Source organism: Moorella thermoacetica (genome assembly GCF_001267405.1).
In the GTDB taxonomy this organism is placed as follows: Bacteria; Bacillota; DSM-521; order Neomoorellales; family Neomoorellaceae; genus Neomoorella; species Neomoorella thermoacetica.
In genome coordinates this window covers 1038928-1052467 of the sequence record NZ_CP012369.1, presented here as the reverse complement: position 1 = coordinate 1052467, position 13540 = coordinate 1038928, and the positions used below count along the sequence as shown (strand labels likewise).

Here is a 13540-nt window from a genome sequence, read left to right as displayed (position 1 = left end):
TCATCAAGTTTTAACCATTATGGGTTAGTATAATTCCCAGAAGGGAGGTGAGATCTTGGCCAGGATCAAGAAGCACCTGAGCCTGGTTTTAGCCCTGGCACTGGTTTTAATCATGATATCAGCCAGCGTGGCCATGGCCCAGGATAAGTCTGCTAACCAGTCCCGTACCAGCCTGCAACAGCTCTACCTGGAAAAACTGGCCGGGGTCCTGGGAATCGACCAGGCCCAACTCCAGACCGCTATGAAAAGCGCCGGCCAGCAAGCTCTGGATACCGCTGTGGCCCAGGGTTTAATTGATAGTACCCGGGCCGCCAATCTAAAAAAGGCTCTGGATTCCGGTCGCTGGCCCTGGCCAGTAGGAAAGTTTGAACTGTGGCACAAGGATTGGGCTAAGGCCATCGCCAGTGCCCTTGGTCTGACTCCCCAACAGTTACATCAGGAAATTAAAAACGGTAAAACCATGGAACAGCTGGCTACCGCCAGGGGCCTGACCCTGGAACAACTCAAAAGCCAGGTGGTTAATAGCGTCAAAAGTCAATTGGAACAGGCCGTGGCCGGGGGTAAACTAACCCAGGATAAGGCCGATCAAATTCTAAATCGCCTGGAGCAACTAGATTTAAGTAAATTCCTGCAGCCGCGAAGCAAATAAGTAGTACCTCCCCTCATACCTCCTCTAGCCATAAAATATTTTTAAAGCCACCCTCTGGTGCGGGTGGCCTTTTTTCTATCCGTCAAAGGGACTTTAAAGTATCTTGCTTAAGAAAGCTCTGGTCCGGGGATTCTGGCAATTATTAAACAACTGGTCCGGCGTTCCTTCTTCGAGAATTAGCCCTTCATCCATAAACAGTACCCGGTCGCCAACTTCACGGGCAAAACCCATCTCGTGGGTAACAACTACCATAGTCATGCCATCCCGGGCCAGGTCTTTCATGACAGCCAGCACTTCGCCCACCATCTCCGGGTCCAGGGCTGAAGTGGGCTCGTCGAAAAGCATGATTTTGGGCCGCATGGCCAGGGCACGGGCAATGGCCACCCGCTGCTGCTGGCCGCCGGATAACTGCTCAGGGTAGGCTCCTGCCTTATCACTTAATCCCACCCGGGCCAGCAATTCCCGCGCTAGCTTTTCAGCCTCCGTTTCCGGCAAGTGGCGGACCTTGATGGGGGCCAGGGTAATATTTTCCAGTACCGTCTTGTGAGGAAAGAGGTTAAAACGCTGGAAAACCATGCCTACTTCCTGGCGGACAGCATTAATATTCGTCCTGGGGTCAGTTAAGGAAGTGCCATCAATAATTACCTCGCCCCGGGTAGGGACCTCCAGCAGGTTCAGGCAACGCAGGAAGGTGCTTTTACCGGACCCGCTGGGACCGATGACCACGACAACTTCCTTTTCGTCAATGTTACAGTTAATTCCCCGGAGAACTTCCAGGGAACCAAAACTCTTATGCAGGTCTTTAACTTCGATCAAGGTCACCGGTCTTCAACCTCCTTTCCAGGTAATCCACCAGGCGGGAAATGGTAAAGGTCATGATTAGATAAATCAGGGCAACACCGAAATAGATTTGCAAGGGCTTAAAGGTGGCACCGCTGATTAGCTGTCCCTGGCGGGTTAGCTCGACATAACCGATAACCGATAGGAGAGAGGTATCCTTGAGCATAGCAATAAACTCATTTCCCAGGGGAGGGATAACCCGTTTGAAGGCCTGGGGAAGAACAATATAGCGCATGGTTTGCCCTTCGGTCATACCCAGGGAACGCGCGGCCTCTACCTGACCCCTTTCGATGGATTGGATACCGGCCCGGAAAATCTCGGCCACATAGGCGCCGCTATTCAGACTGGTGGCAAGGGTGGCAGCCACAAAGACGGGGATATGGGTTGTCTGTAATAGCTGTGGCATACCCAGCGAGGCCATTAAGAATTTCTGCCCCTCGTCCAGGAGCTGGGGAAAACCGTAATAAACGATAAAGATCTGGACCAGCAGGGGAGTACCCCGAAAAAAATCAACATAGCAGGTGGCCAGAAAGCTGGTCAGCCGCCGGCGGGAAAGGCGGCCCATACCAGCAACCAGGCCCAGAATACAGCCCAGGGATACGGCCACAAGGGTTATTTTTAAAGTTTGAACGGCACCCAGCAGTAAATAAGGCAGGGATTGGATAACTAATCCCAAAAGTTTCACCTCACCCGTATCTGCATAGAAGTATGCGTAACACCTTAAGTGTTACGCATACATGAGAAGCTCTGTTCCCTCAGGACTTTTGCTGGGGTGGTTCCCCCGGCAAGAAAGCGGGCGGTTCCTGGCCGAACCATTTCTTATAGAGTTCCTCATACTGGCCATTAGCCTTGATGGCCTTTAGACCATCATTAATCTTTTGCAGGATCTCGGTTTTACCTTTAGGAACGGCGATGCCGTAGTATTCGGCCGAGCGGATATTACCGACAATCTTAACGTCATTATTACCCTGTTTAATATAATAGGCCGTCACCGGAAGGTCGTTAACCACGGCATCGACGCCACCGTTTTTCAGTTCCAGGAACATATCAGGCACTTTGTCCAGTTCGGTAACCATGGCGCCGGGGATTTTTTTCGCTTCCTTGGCACTGGTGGTATTAATCTGAACGGCTATTTTTTTACCTTTTAAATCGTCGAACCCCTTGATAGTATTATTATCAGCTTTAACCGCGACCACTAAACCCGATTGGTAGTAGGGTAGGGAAAAGTCGACTGCCTTTTTACGTTCATCGTCAATGCTTATCCCCGAGATAGCCAGGTCAACGTTGTTGGTCTGGAGGGCTGTAATAATGCCGTCGAAACCCATTTCTTTAATATCAACATCAAAACCTTCCACCTGGCCAATGGCCTTAATCAAGTCAATATCAAAACCGGTAAACTCGCCAGTTTTCATATCCCGGAACTCAAAGGGCGCAAAAGTGGCTTCCAGGGCTACAGAATACCTGGGCTTGCCGGTAGAGGTGTTGGAACTGTTTGCCTGGGTTCCTGCTCCAGCACCGTTACCCTGGGGATTACTACCACCGCACCCTGTAAGGCCGGCCAGTAAAAGCATCAGTAGCAACACGCCGCCTATTTTTTGCCAACCCCGCATCGCTGTTTCCTCCTTTTAGATTTGTTAAGGGCAGACAACCTAATAATTATTCGCCCTGTTTAATAAAAATCCTGCCTCTGGAGGGATATTTCTTGACAGGGCATCCTTGGTAATGAGAAAATATCCCTTGGTGAAGCTTGTTGAATAAACAACTAGCAGCTGATGCCGCCCTTTTGCTGGTAACCTTCATCTGGGGGACTACTTTTCTGGTAGTAAAAAGGGCTTTGGGTGGAATCGGCCCTTACTATTTCGTCGCCCTGCGGTTTTTGCTGGCCTTTATTTTTTTGGCCCTCATGGCCTGGCGGCAATTGCCCTCCCTGGACAGGTTGACCGCCCTGCATGGGGGTGTGGTAGGCTTATTCTTAAGCGCGGGATGCATCTTCCAGACCCTGGGATTGCAATATACTTCTGCGGCTAATGCTGGTTTTATTAGCGGTCTATCGGTCATCCTGGTCCCCATACTGGAGGCGTTTTTTGCCCGTACCCTGCCGGGTATCTTCCCCCTGCTGGGGGCTCTTTCTGCTACTACTGGCCTGGCCCTGCTAACTCTAAAGGGCAGACTGGCCTTAAATCCCGGGGATTTTTTAGTCTTCCTGTGCGCCCTGTCCTTTGCTGGACAAATCATCCTGGTAGAACGTTATACCAGTGACCATGACTCCCTGTTATTCACTACGGTCCAGCTGGGAACAGTAACCCTGGTGTCCTTTTTGCTTGCTATTCCTCTGGAAACTCTACCGGTCACCCTTACTCCCGCCGTCTGGCAGGCCTTCCTGCTAACGGCCCTGCCGGCAACTTCCCTGGCCTACCTGATTCAAAACAAGGTCCAGCAGTTTACCACTGCTACCCATACCGCCATCATCTTCACTATGGAGCCTGTATTTGCCGCCCTGGTGGCCTACTTCTGGGGCCAAGAGGCCTTAACCTGGCAGCAGGGAATCGGTTGCTTTTTAATCCTGGTCGGGATGTTCCTGGCTGAGTTAAAGGTTGGTACCGGCTCCCCAGCCAATAGAACCCTGGATAAATAACCGGGACGGCATCAGCCGACGAAACCACGGGATTGGCACTTATTGAAGCAAGCGACTTGGTCTGGAAGAAAACTAAGCGTGCATAATCAGAGTTATTTGCGGAGGGAAAAACATGCGTCTTGGAGCCCATCTATCCATAGCTAAAGGCCTACCAAGGACTGCAGCCATGGCCACTAGCATAGGAGCCAACACCTTCCAGTATTTTATGCGCAACCCCCGCGGCGGGGCCGCCAGGCAGATTCCCGGCAAAGAGATCCAGGCCTGGAGGGAGGCAAGACGCCGGGCCGATCTTTATCCCATCGCCGGCCATTTGCCTTATACCGTAAACCTGGGCGCCGCCGCTGAAAGACAACAGGAATTTACCCGTATGGTTCTTCATGATGATACCCTGCGGGTGGCAGCCATAGACGGCGAATACCTGATCAGCCATCCCGGCCACTATGAGGGAGAACGCCAGGCCGGCCTAGACAGAATCATCCAGTTGATCGAGGAAGCCTATTTGAGCATTACCCCTCCGGGTCCCATGCTTTTACTGGAAACTATGGCCGGCCAGGGAAAAGAAGTGGGTACCATTGATGATCTGTGCTATATTCTCGAGGGCCTAGGATGGCCGGATAGAGTAGGAGTATGCCTGGACTCGGCCCATCTGTTTGCCGCCGGCTGGGACCTGCGTACCCCGGCAGGTTGCCAGCAACTGGTACAAGAATTGGCCGCAAAAATTGGCCTGGACCGGGTTAAGGCCATGCACCTCAATGATTCCGCCGCACCCCTTGGTAGCCACCGGGACCGCCATGCCGGAATCGGCAAGGGCGAGCTGGGAAGGGAAGGCATAGCGGCGGTAGTTAATGATCCTTTTCTGGGGGAGCTGCCCTTATTTTTAGAAACTCCAGTTGCCAATTACGAAGAATATGGTGAGGAAATTGCCCTGATCCAAAAACTAAAATCCGTTTAGCTTGCTTCTCCCTGCAGCTATATTTCAAACTGAGGGATCGCGGGGTATTGACGATGTCTGGATGTCTATGATATAATAGGCTTCGGTTGAGGCCCTATCGTCTAGTGGCCTAGGACGCCGCCCTCTCACGGCGGTAACCGGGGTTCGAATCCCCGTAGGGCTACCAGATGGAGTAAAGGCGCGGGATTTGTAGATTTGACCCGCGCCAATTTTACTAAAAACCTTTCTCAGGTAAAACGTGGCCGTACTTCCGGTCATTTTTTTGTTGGATGAAAGCGCATGGTAGGACTACTATAACAAAGGCTGTTGACTACTGCGCGTGTCAACAGCCTTTGTTGTCGCGTAATTCTAGGTGCTGGTCTACAGGTTAGGGGTCCACTTGCACGGGTTGAATTTCAATGGCACAAATACGTTCTACTGGAATTATGATTGCCCTCATGATCTGTTTATCAACGAGCTTACCGCCACTGAATACCTTCATGAAGAGGCAATCGCCACGCGCCGGGAGCAGAACAGCGAAATTCATGATGAAAAACAATTTAGATCCGTTGATAACCTTTTTGCAGCAATCTCCACACTCGAACTCAATGCCAATTTCTTTCTCTCCGTCGTTTTGCATCTCATTGAGGGCGGACTCCAGTCCTTCTAATGCTGGATTTTTCTTGTCGGATGAACCCTCTTTAATCTTGTCAAAAACGGCGTTCAAATCATGTTGAGACACTACTCCTTTTTTAATCTTTGCCAATATAATATTGGATTTACCTGGAAATGGTTGCATGATAAGCCACCCAGTAACCCAGTAGGGCTACCATAAATAAAGAGAGCCAGGATTCAAAATGAAACCCGGCTCTCTTTATCTATAGGCCCTGCATAATAGAGAGGTCTATAACCGGCCTGAAGTAACCACGGCTTGCCTATTGTCGACCGTCCCGCCCCAGTGTATAATAGTCGCAAGAAACTGGGAGTGGCGTCGAAAAGGAGCGGTAAAACCTAGAAAAGGAGGGGGCTTAGCCCCTGGTTAGCCTGCAGGTTCTTGTTGTTGGCGACGCCTCAGCCACCAGCTTAACAAATAACCATCCAGCAAGCCCATAGGGTAAGCCAGCAGGGTGAGCCACCAGGGCCAGCCGCGTCGCTGACGGCGTGACCTCATATTCAGGCGAGCTCGTAGCACCTGGAATCCCCCCTTTGAATTTATTATCTTACTCTAGGGTAAGGACTATACCATTATTGTTAACATAATGTTAGAGATTACCTGGGTAGAGGAGACAACAGCTACACAAACTATTTTTGCACCCAGAGATTATATTAATTCAATTAACAGCAAAGGAGGATAAGCATGCCCAGACGCTTCCGGCTCAGCCGCAACGGCTCCAACCAGGACCGGCGTTCCAAAGTGCGGGCACGGGAACTTCACCGTATCCGGGGCAACCAGATAATCATCGATCCCGAACGGGGACCGGAAAATAAATAAAAAAAGTTCATAGGGAGAGGTGTTGACCTTAAAGATGGATCTCCAGGCCTGTCTTGATTATTACTGCCAGCTGGCGGAAAAAAATAATACGATTGATCCGGATTTATATGAAAAATATAACGTCAAGCGCGGGCTAAGAAATAAAGACGGCACCGGTGTCCTAGTCGGTTTAACAGAGATCGGGGAAGTCCATGGCTATATCCTTGATGAAGGGGAAAGAACCCCCGATCACGGTCGCTTGCTCTACCGGGGAATTGATATCTGGGATATTGTAAGGGGCTTTCAGCAAGAAGGGCGCTTCGGTTTTGAGGAAGTCTGTTACCTGTTACTCTTTGGGGAATTGCCTGACAAGAAAAGGCTGGAGGAATTCACTCATCTCCTTGCTGAACACAGGTCCCTTCCCGATGGTTTTGTAGAAGACATGATTCTTAAGGCCCCCAGTAACGATATTATGAATAAATTAGCCCGTAGTGTCCTGGCGGCTTACTCCTACGACCCCAATCCAGATGATATAAGCATCCGCAATGTTCTCAGGCAATGCATCGAGCTTATCGCCCGGTTTCCCATTATGGTAGCCTATGGGTATCAGGCGAAGGCTCACTACTATGAGAATAAAAGTCTCTATATCCATCTGCCCCAGACAGAGCTAAGTACGGCCGAGAACTTCCTGTACATGATCCGTCCAGACAACCAGTACACATCCCTCGAAGCAGAGTTGCTGGACCTGGCCCTGGTGCTCCACGCCGAGCATGGCGGCGGTAATAACTCGGCCTTCACCGTCCACGTTGTATCTTCAACAGGCACTGATACTTATTCCGTAATAGCCGCCGCAACCGGGTCTTTAAAAGGGCCCAAGCACGGCGGGGCCAATATTAAGGTCATGAAAATGATCGAAGATATAAAGAACAACGTTAAGGACTGGCATGACGAGGAAGAATTAAGGAATTACCTTATTAAAATCTTACGCAAGGAGGCCTTTGACCGGAGCGGCTTAATCTATGGTATCGGCCATGCCGTTTATACTCTTTCAGATCCCAGGGCTGTTTTATTAAAACAAAAGGCAGCCGAACTTGCCCGGGAAAAGGACATGGAAGATGAATTTGGCCTTTACCTGGCTATAGAAAAAATGGCACCGGAACTCTTTGTTGCCGAAAAGAAGGTCGATAAGGTGGTCGCTCCTAATGTTGACTTTTATTCCGGTTTTGTTTATAAAATGTTAAATATTCCCATAGAGTTATATACTCCCATTTTTGCCATATCCAGAATAGCCGGCTGGTGCGCCCACCGGATTGAAGAGCTGGTAAGTGGCGGTAAAATCTTCAGGCCGGCTTATAAAAATGTCCTTGGCAAGAAGAGTTATATACCCCTGGAACAGAGGTAGAACAAAAACCCGTTTTACGGATAAAGGTAGTAGAAAATAGATAAGGGAGAAGGCAAAATATTGGGCTTAGAAATCTGCGGGAGCGAACACGGTTCGTCTGCTAAACCCTGTCCTGAATGTGGGACAGTTGGGAAAAGGGTCGCCGGTATAACCGTCGCTAGTTTACTTAATACGGCGGTGCGGGAGAAAATATCTGATACCCAATATAATTTATGCCTGTCACCGTCGTGTAAGGTAGTTTACTATGGTGATGACGGCAGCCTGTTTACTAAAGACCAGGTCCGGGTACCAGTCTGGTTTAAAGAACAGGCGTCGCCGCGAATTATCTGCTACTGTAAAAATGTTACCGACAGCGATATTTTAGAGCATGTTGTCACCCGGCAGTGCTGCAACAGCCTCCAGGATATCCGGAAGCATACGCGAGCTAATACCGGCCATGAATGTCTAACTAAAAACCCGGCTGGCAGCTGATGTAGCCCGGCGGTGCAATCGGTGATTGCCCAGGGGTTGGCCATGCGCGATAAAAACCGGTGCTAGGGCACCGGTATTTTTGTCTCCCCTCGATTACTTAACATAATACTTATTATGGGAAGTTATTCCTCGCCTTGCACAGGCTAAGGGCAAAGATTCCCCGCCTCGCAAATCCAACCGATCATCAGCGGTCACACCTTACCCTGTAGAAAATCACCCTCGCCGGGGGTAATAATCAGAGGTTTTTCCTTGATGCTTACAAACTGTTGTTTGCCGGTTTAAAGTATGGTAGTATGGATGGTGATTTTAATCGGGAAGGGGATCTCCTTGCAACCTGATTTATCACCTCAACTGGCCATGGTCCTCAATTACATCCGGCACTTTATTGATATAAATGGCTACCCTCCCTCCATCCGGGACATATGTAAGGCCACCGGCTTGCGTTCCAGTTCTACCGTCTATAATTACTTAAACAAGCTGGAAGAAAAAGGTTATATCCGTCGCGACCCCTCACGCTCCCGGGCTATTGAAATCCTCACCCCCTATCCCGCCCTCACCAGAGCCAAGAATATGGTCTCCGTACCCTTGCTGGGAAAAATAACCGCCGGCCAGCCCATCCTGGCCTTTGAAAATATCGAGGATGTTTTCCCCCTACCTGCTGACCTGGCAGGAGCGGAAAACGCCTTTATGCTTCACGTCAGCGGGGATAGTATGATCGAGGCCGGTATCCTAGATGGCGACTACCTGATCGTCCGGCCCCAGGATACGGCTGAAAACGGCGATATTGTTGTTGCCCTTCTGGAGGATGAAGCGACTGTAAAGTACTTTTACCGCTATCCCGACCATATTGAACTGGTTCCGGCTAACAGCAGTATGCAGCCCCTTATCGTTCACAAAGTAACAATCCTTGGAAAGGTGGTAGGCCTCTACCGCCATTTCTCTTGAATTAACCCCCTGTTTACCATCTCCTGGGCTGCCATAAGGAGGGCCACCCTGGTATAAGGGTAGGAGAGCCCCCCCTGTAAAAATACTGCATAAGGCGGGCGTAAGGGGCCGTCGGCGCTGAGTTCGATGGAAGAACCCTGGATGAAGGTTCCCCCGGCCATGATCACAGGGTCGGCATAACCGGGCAGGTTAGCCGGTTCTGGCCGGGTCGTGGCTTCTACCGGGCACCCCTTCTGGAGCCCCTGGCAGAAAGCCAGCAATACTTCCTCTTTCCCCATGATAAGGCACTGGACAATATCCCGCCGGGGGGCATCCGGCAGGGGATCTACCTTAAACCCTAAATCCCGGAAAAAGGAGGCGGCGACAATCGCCCCCCGCAGGGCCTCCCTTACCACTATAGGTGCCAGGTAGAGCCCCTGGTAATAAAGGCGCTTATTTTCAAAGGCTCCCAGCTCACTCCCCAGGCCCGGGGCAGTGAGGGCAGCAGCTACTTCTTCTACCAGCTCCTCCCGGCCAACTATATAACCTCCACCCGGTGCCAGCCCACCACCAGGATTTTTAATTAAAGAACCAACCACCAGATCAGCCCCTACCTCGCCTGGTTCCCTTTCCTCGACCAATTCGCCGTAACAGTTGTCTACCAGGCAGATGGTTTCCCTGCTGGCTGCTTTGACGGCACCAATTATTCGCGCCAGTTCGTCTACCCCCAGGGCAGGCCGCAGGGCATAACCACGGGAACGCTGGATCAGGCACAGGCGCGGTTTTATCTCGGCTACCGCTGCCCCCAGTCCCGCCAGATCGGGACGCCCGGCAGGGTCGAGTTTCACTTCCCGGTATTCTATCCCCCACTCCCTGAGGGTACCTGGCACCCGGGGACCCAGGCCGATAACTGTCGCCAGGGTATCATAGGGCCGGCCGCAGGCTGCCAGCAGGGTATCCCCGGGGCGTAGAATAGCCCTGAGGGTCAGGGTAAGGGCATGGGTACCGGAAACAATTTGGGACCGTACCAGGCCGGCTGCGCCCCCAAAAATCCTGGCATAAATCCGTTCCAGAACGTCCCGACCCAGATCGCTGTAACCATAACCAGTAGAATCCTGAAAATGAAATTCGGTTACCCCCGCATCCTGAAAGGCCCGAAGAACCTTCAGGTGGTTAAAGGCACAAACCTCCTCAACTGCGGTTAGGGCTTCCCGGCTGGCATGTTCCGCCTGCCGGAGCCTTTCTACCAACCAGGAATCAACAGGAAAAAGCTTGCTAATGCTATCCAGGTACGCCAAACTTTAACCCCCCATGAATAAAGTTACCGGGTGTTATTATAGCAGACTGATGGGCCTCCCGGAAGCTCACTCCCCTCATCTTTAACCCCCGCAGGCAGATCCGGCCGTAAAAGGTCCTCCTTTTCGATATACATCAATTCCCGGCGGCTGAGGTTTCTATTTTTATTAACTAGGCGCAGGGCCTGGCGCCGGATGGCCCTTTCAATGATATTACGTACCATCCGGGCATTGCCGTTATAGCGGTGTCCAAAGAGAACCTCCCGCCGGAGAATCTTCTCCAGCTCGGCGGCAGCCTCCGGTGCGAGGACGTACTGCCTTTCCGCCAGCATCACCCGGGCAATGGCCAGTAATTCCGGAACGGTATAATCGGGAAATTCCAATTGAATGGGGAAACGGGAACGCAGACCGGGATTAATTTCCAGGAAGTACTCCATCTCTTCCCGGTACCCGGCCAGGATGAGAATCAGGTTATCCCGGTAATCCTCCATTCCCTTGACCAGGACGTCGATGGCCTCCCGACCAAAGTCCTTTTCACCACCCCGGGCCAGGGAATAAGCCTCGTCGATAAAAAGAATACCTCCTATGGCTTTCTTAAGCTGTTCGCGGGCTTTATGGGCCGTATGACCAATATACTCCCCCACCAGGTCAGCCCGCTCGACTTCTATGAGCTGGCCCTGGGTTAAAACACCCAGTTCTTTGAAGAGGCGGCCCATGAGCCTGGCAACAGTACTCTTGCCGGTACCGGGATTTCCCTTAAAAATCATATGCATTACTGTGGAAGAAGCAGCCAGACCTTCACCCCGGCGCCTTTGCTGGATCTCAACAAAAGCCCGCAACTCTTTAATCAAATTCTTTACTGCCTCCAATCCCACCATCTTATCCAGCTCGGCCATAACCGCCTCTACCCGCCGCCTACCGGCCTGCTCCGGTTCCCCGCCAGCCCTGTTGTTCTGGAGGGGACGAACCGGGGACCAGGAATTATTCTTATTATTTTGGGGACCAAATTTCACCCGCAGCATATCTAACCCCCTCCCCCGCTTTTCTCTTTTTATTTATACGCGCCCTGACAGCCAGGTAAGAAAAAAGGCCGTTCTATCCGGCCTGCTATTTCTTTCCTCTAACCCTTGCGCTGGTAAGTATAACAGTTGGTGTCCTGGCACTCGTCGGCGTTGACTCCTACCACGTCAATCTTTTCCGCCTTACAATGGTTTCCCTCCGCCCAGTAAGAGCAGCTATTAACGATGCAGGTCACGGAAGGATAAAGCTCACCGCCAGGGAGGAAGGTATTACTGAGGACACCGCCCCAGTTGACATTATCCAGGGTACCGATCATATTGGCTAGCCCCCGGCGGGCACTGAAGGTCTTGCATTGGGTCTGCTCGGGGTTCTGGGCCATCTTCCCTTCCTCTTCGTGCATGATATCTATATTACCCGCCGCGCAGAGGTCGCCATTCATCCAGTGGTTGCAGGTATTCACTTTACACTTAACCTTGGGTCCGGGCATGGTAGTTCCTCCTTCGCGGCCAGATTGGCCACTCTTATTTTTTACCAGGGTATGAGAATTATACCCTGGATACCATGCCTGGGGTTGTAATTTTAATTAAAAAGCTCCCCGGTTGTAACCAGGGAGCGGGGAATGGTAATTACTGCTTGGCCTCGGCCTGGGCCCGGCTTTCAGCCATGAGGTTGACCGGCCGAAAGGGCATGATGGTTGATATGGCATGTTTGTAAATCATCTGCTGTTTGCCGTCGGCGTCCAGGACGACGGTAAAATTGTCGAAGCCCCGTACCACACCTTTTAACTGAAAGCCATTGACCAGGTAAATGGTTACGGGGGTATTGTCCCTACGCAAGACGTTTAAAAACAAATCCTGCAGGTTTCCTTGGGTTTTATTCATCTTTTCCCCTCCAGGTTGGTATTTTTTGTTTAGTATAACCCTATTCTACATTAATATCAATTGTCCTGCTAATAAAATCGGCAATAGCGGCTGAAATTTCCTCAATTTTATCCGGATCTACTTCCCACCAGTGCAGGCGACGGTCGCGCCGGAACCATGTTAATTGCCTTTTAGCTAGACGTCTGGTATTGCGTTTTAAAATGGCTATTGCTTCCTCCAGTTCTATTTCTTTACGCAAATAAGCGCCGATTTCTTTATAACCCAGGGCCTGGAGGGCCGGTAGGCGGTAATCGTACCGGGCCAGCAGGCGGGAAACTTCTTCAATGAGGCCCGCTGCGATCATGGCATCGACCCGGGCTTCGATGCGTCGGTAAAGGAGGGGTCGGGGCATGCTGAGAGCTACTGCCGCCAGATGATAGGGCGATTCCTGTTGCCGGCGCCAGGCCAGGGCAGCCGATATGGGTTGCCCGGTTGTTTTAAAAACCTCCAGGGCCCTTACCAGGCGGCGCCGGTCATGGGGATGTATCCGTTTGGCCGCTTCCGGGTCGACCCTTTTCAATTGTTCATGGAGATATGCGTCACCAAACTTGGCCGCCAGCTCCTCGAGCTCCTGCCGGACCCGGGGATCCCCCCCCTCCGGGGTGAAGCGGTAGGGATCGACTACCGCTTGATAATACAGGCCTGTACCGCCGACCAGAAGGGGCAGGTGACCCCTCCTGATGATGGCTGTTATCGTTTGTCGGGCTAGTTTCTGGTAATCGGCTACACTGAAAGGCTCGTCGGGATCGACGATATCTATCAGGTGGTGGGGGATGGGTCGGCCGTCGGGCCCCACCCTTTCCTCCGGGAGCAGTTTTGCTGTACCAATATCCATACCGCGGTAAACCTGGGCGGAATCCACAGAGATTATCTCCGCCCCCAGCCGGGCGGCAACCTTGAGGGCAATGGTCGATTTACCGGTAGCCGTGGGGCCGACAATAGCCGCCAGGGGTTCCTTGGTACTCAAGGTACTCAAATTGAG

At 51.6% G+C, this 13540-nt stretch carries 16 protein-coding genes and 1 tRNA gene; 8 read left to right on the top strand and 9 right to left on the bottom strand.

Translation table 11 applies throughout. The features are described from left to right. Positions 1 to 55 precede the first annotated feature (55 nt). Positions 56 to 649: a hypothetical protein gene (locus tag MOTHE_RS05290; RefSeq protein ID WP_011392643.1), complete on the top strand. Its 594-nt coding sequence runs from the start codon at positions 56 to 58 to the stop codon at positions 647 to 649. A 93-nt stretch (positions 650 to 742) separates the two neighbouring features. On the opposite strand, the gene MOTHE_RS05285 is transcribed toward MOTHE_RS05290, so the two are convergent. The 3 genes from MOTHE_RS05285 to MOTHE_RS05275 all read right to left on the bottom strand — a co-directional run bounded on the left by MOTHE_RS05285 (position 743) and on the right by MOTHE_RS05275 (position 3099). Further along, positions 743 to 1465: an amino acid ABC transporter ATP-binding protein gene (locus tag MOTHE_RS05285; RefSeq protein WP_025774590.1), complete on the bottom strand. Its 723-nt coding sequence runs from the start codon at positions 1463 to 1465 to the stop codon at positions 743 to 745. After that, on the bottom strand, positions 1452 to 2165 hold the full coding sequence (locus MOTHE_RS05280) for an amino acid ABC transporter permease (protein ID WP_011392641.1): 714 nt from the start codon (positions 2163 to 2165) through the stop codon (positions 1452 to 1454). The genes MOTHE_RS05285 and MOTHE_RS05280 overlap by 14 nt, the downstream gene beginning before the upstream one ends. Before the next feature lie 79 nt (positions 2166 to 2244). Continuing rightward, entirely contained in the window at positions 2245 to 3099 is an 855-nt protein-coding gene (locus MOTHE_RS05275; protein WP_053094755.1) for a basic amino acid ABC transporter substrate-binding protein, read from the bottom strand. A gap of 140 nt (positions 3100 to 3239) precedes the next feature. Between MOTHE_RS05275 and MOTHE_RS05270 the strand changes: the two genes are divergently transcribed. The 3 genes from MOTHE_RS05270 to MOTHE_RS05260 all read left to right on the top strand — a co-directional run bounded on the left by MOTHE_RS05270 (position 3240) and on the right by MOTHE_RS05260 (position 5242). Further along, positions 3240 to 4124 carry a DMT family transporter gene (locus MOTHE_RS05270; RefSeq protein WP_011392639.1) on the top strand — a complete coding sequence of 295 codons (885 nt, stop codon included), beginning with the start codon at positions 3240 to 3242 and terminating at the stop codon, positions 4122 to 4124. Positions 4125 to 4236: 112 nt separating this feature from the next. Next, positions 4237 to 5076 (top strand): deoxyribonuclease IV, encoded by an 840-nt coding sequence (locus tag MOTHE_RS05265; protein ID WP_053094754.1) that lies wholly within the window; start codon positions 4237 to 4239, stop codon positions 5074 to 5076. Positions 5077 to 5166: 90 nt separating this feature from the next. Further along, positions 5167 to 5242 (top strand) — tRNA-Glu (locus MOTHE_RS05260). 201 nt (positions 5243 to 5443) lie between these two features. Here the strand turns inward: MOTHE_RS05260 and MOTHE_RS05255 are convergent. Beyond that, entirely contained in the window at positions 5444 to 5854 is a 411-nt protein-coding gene (locus MOTHE_RS05255) for a hypothetical protein (RefSeq protein ID WP_011392637.1), read from the bottom strand. Between the two features lie 558 nt (positions 5855 to 6412). Between MOTHE_RS05255 and MOTHE_RS14005 the strand changes: the two genes are divergently transcribed. The 4 genes from MOTHE_RS14005 (at position 6413) to lexA (ending at position 9344) form a co-directional block, all read left to right on the top strand. Next, complete coding sequence (locus MOTHE_RS14005; protein ID WP_255302973.1) at positions 6413 to 6547, top strand: hypothetical protein; 135 nt, start codon at positions 6413 to 6415, stop codon at positions 6545 to 6547. Between the two features lie 34 nt (positions 6548 to 6581). Beyond that, the gene (locus MOTHE_RS05250; RefSeq protein ID WP_011392636.1) at positions 6582 to 7928 is read left to right on the top strand and encodes a citrate/2-methylcitrate synthase; all 1347 of its coding nucleotides are present in this window, start codon (positions 6582 to 6584) and stop codon (positions 7926 to 7928) included. A gap of 72 nt (positions 7929 to 8000) precedes the next feature. Continuing rightward, the gene (locus MOTHE_RS05245) at positions 8001 to 8465 is read left to right on the top strand and encodes a (2Fe-2S)-binding protein (protein ID WP_309297790.1); all 465 of its coding nucleotides are present in this window, start codon (positions 8001 to 8003) and stop codon (positions 8463 to 8465) included. Positions 8466 to 8696: 231 nt separating this feature from the next. Continuing rightward, positions 8697 to 9344, top strand: a complete 648-nt coding sequence (gene lexA / locus MOTHE_RS05240; RefSeq protein WP_051498678.1) for a transcriptional repressor LexA — start codon at positions 8697 to 8699, stop codon at positions 9342 to 9344. Here lexA and MOTHE_RS05235 read toward each other — a convergent pair. The 5 genes from MOTHE_RS05235 to miaA all read right to left on the bottom strand — a co-directional run bounded on the left by MOTHE_RS05235 (position 9326) and on the right by miaA (position 13534). After that, positions 9326 to 10621, bottom strand: coding sequence for a methionine gamma-lyase family protein (locus MOTHE_RS05235; RefSeq protein WP_011392633.1), 1296 nt, complete (start codon positions 10619 to 10621; stop codon positions 9326 to 9328). The two genes, lexA and MOTHE_RS05235, sit on opposite strands and share 19 nt — an antisense overlap. A gap of 23 nt (positions 10622 to 10644) precedes the next feature. Continuing rightward, positions 10645 to 11640: an AAA family ATPase gene (locus tag MOTHE_RS05230; RefSeq protein ID WP_011392632.1), complete on the bottom strand. Its 996-nt coding sequence runs from the start codon at positions 11638 to 11640 to the stop codon at positions 10645 to 10647. 98 nt (positions 11641 to 11738) lie between these two features. Further along, positions 11739 to 12125 carry a DUF1540 domain-containing protein gene (locus MOTHE_RS05225; protein WP_011392631.1) on the bottom strand — a complete coding sequence of 129 codons (387 nt, stop codon included), beginning with the start codon at positions 12123 to 12125 and terminating at the stop codon, positions 11739 to 11741. A gap of 139 nt (positions 12126 to 12264) precedes the next feature. Continuing rightward, complete coding sequence (gene hfq / locus MOTHE_RS05220; RefSeq protein WP_011392630.1) at positions 12265 to 12519, bottom strand: RNA chaperone Hfq; 255 nt, start codon at positions 12517 to 12519, stop codon at positions 12265 to 12267. 40 nt (positions 12520 to 12559) lie between these two features. Continuing rightward, positions 12560 to 13534 carry a tRNA (adenosine(37)-N6)-dimethylallyltransferase MiaA gene (gene miaA, locus MOTHE_RS05215; protein WP_011392629.1) on the bottom strand — a complete coding sequence of 325 codons (975 nt, stop codon included), beginning with the start codon at positions 13532 to 13534 and terminating at the stop codon, positions 12560 to 12562. Positions 13535 to 13540: the final 6 nt, after the last annotated feature.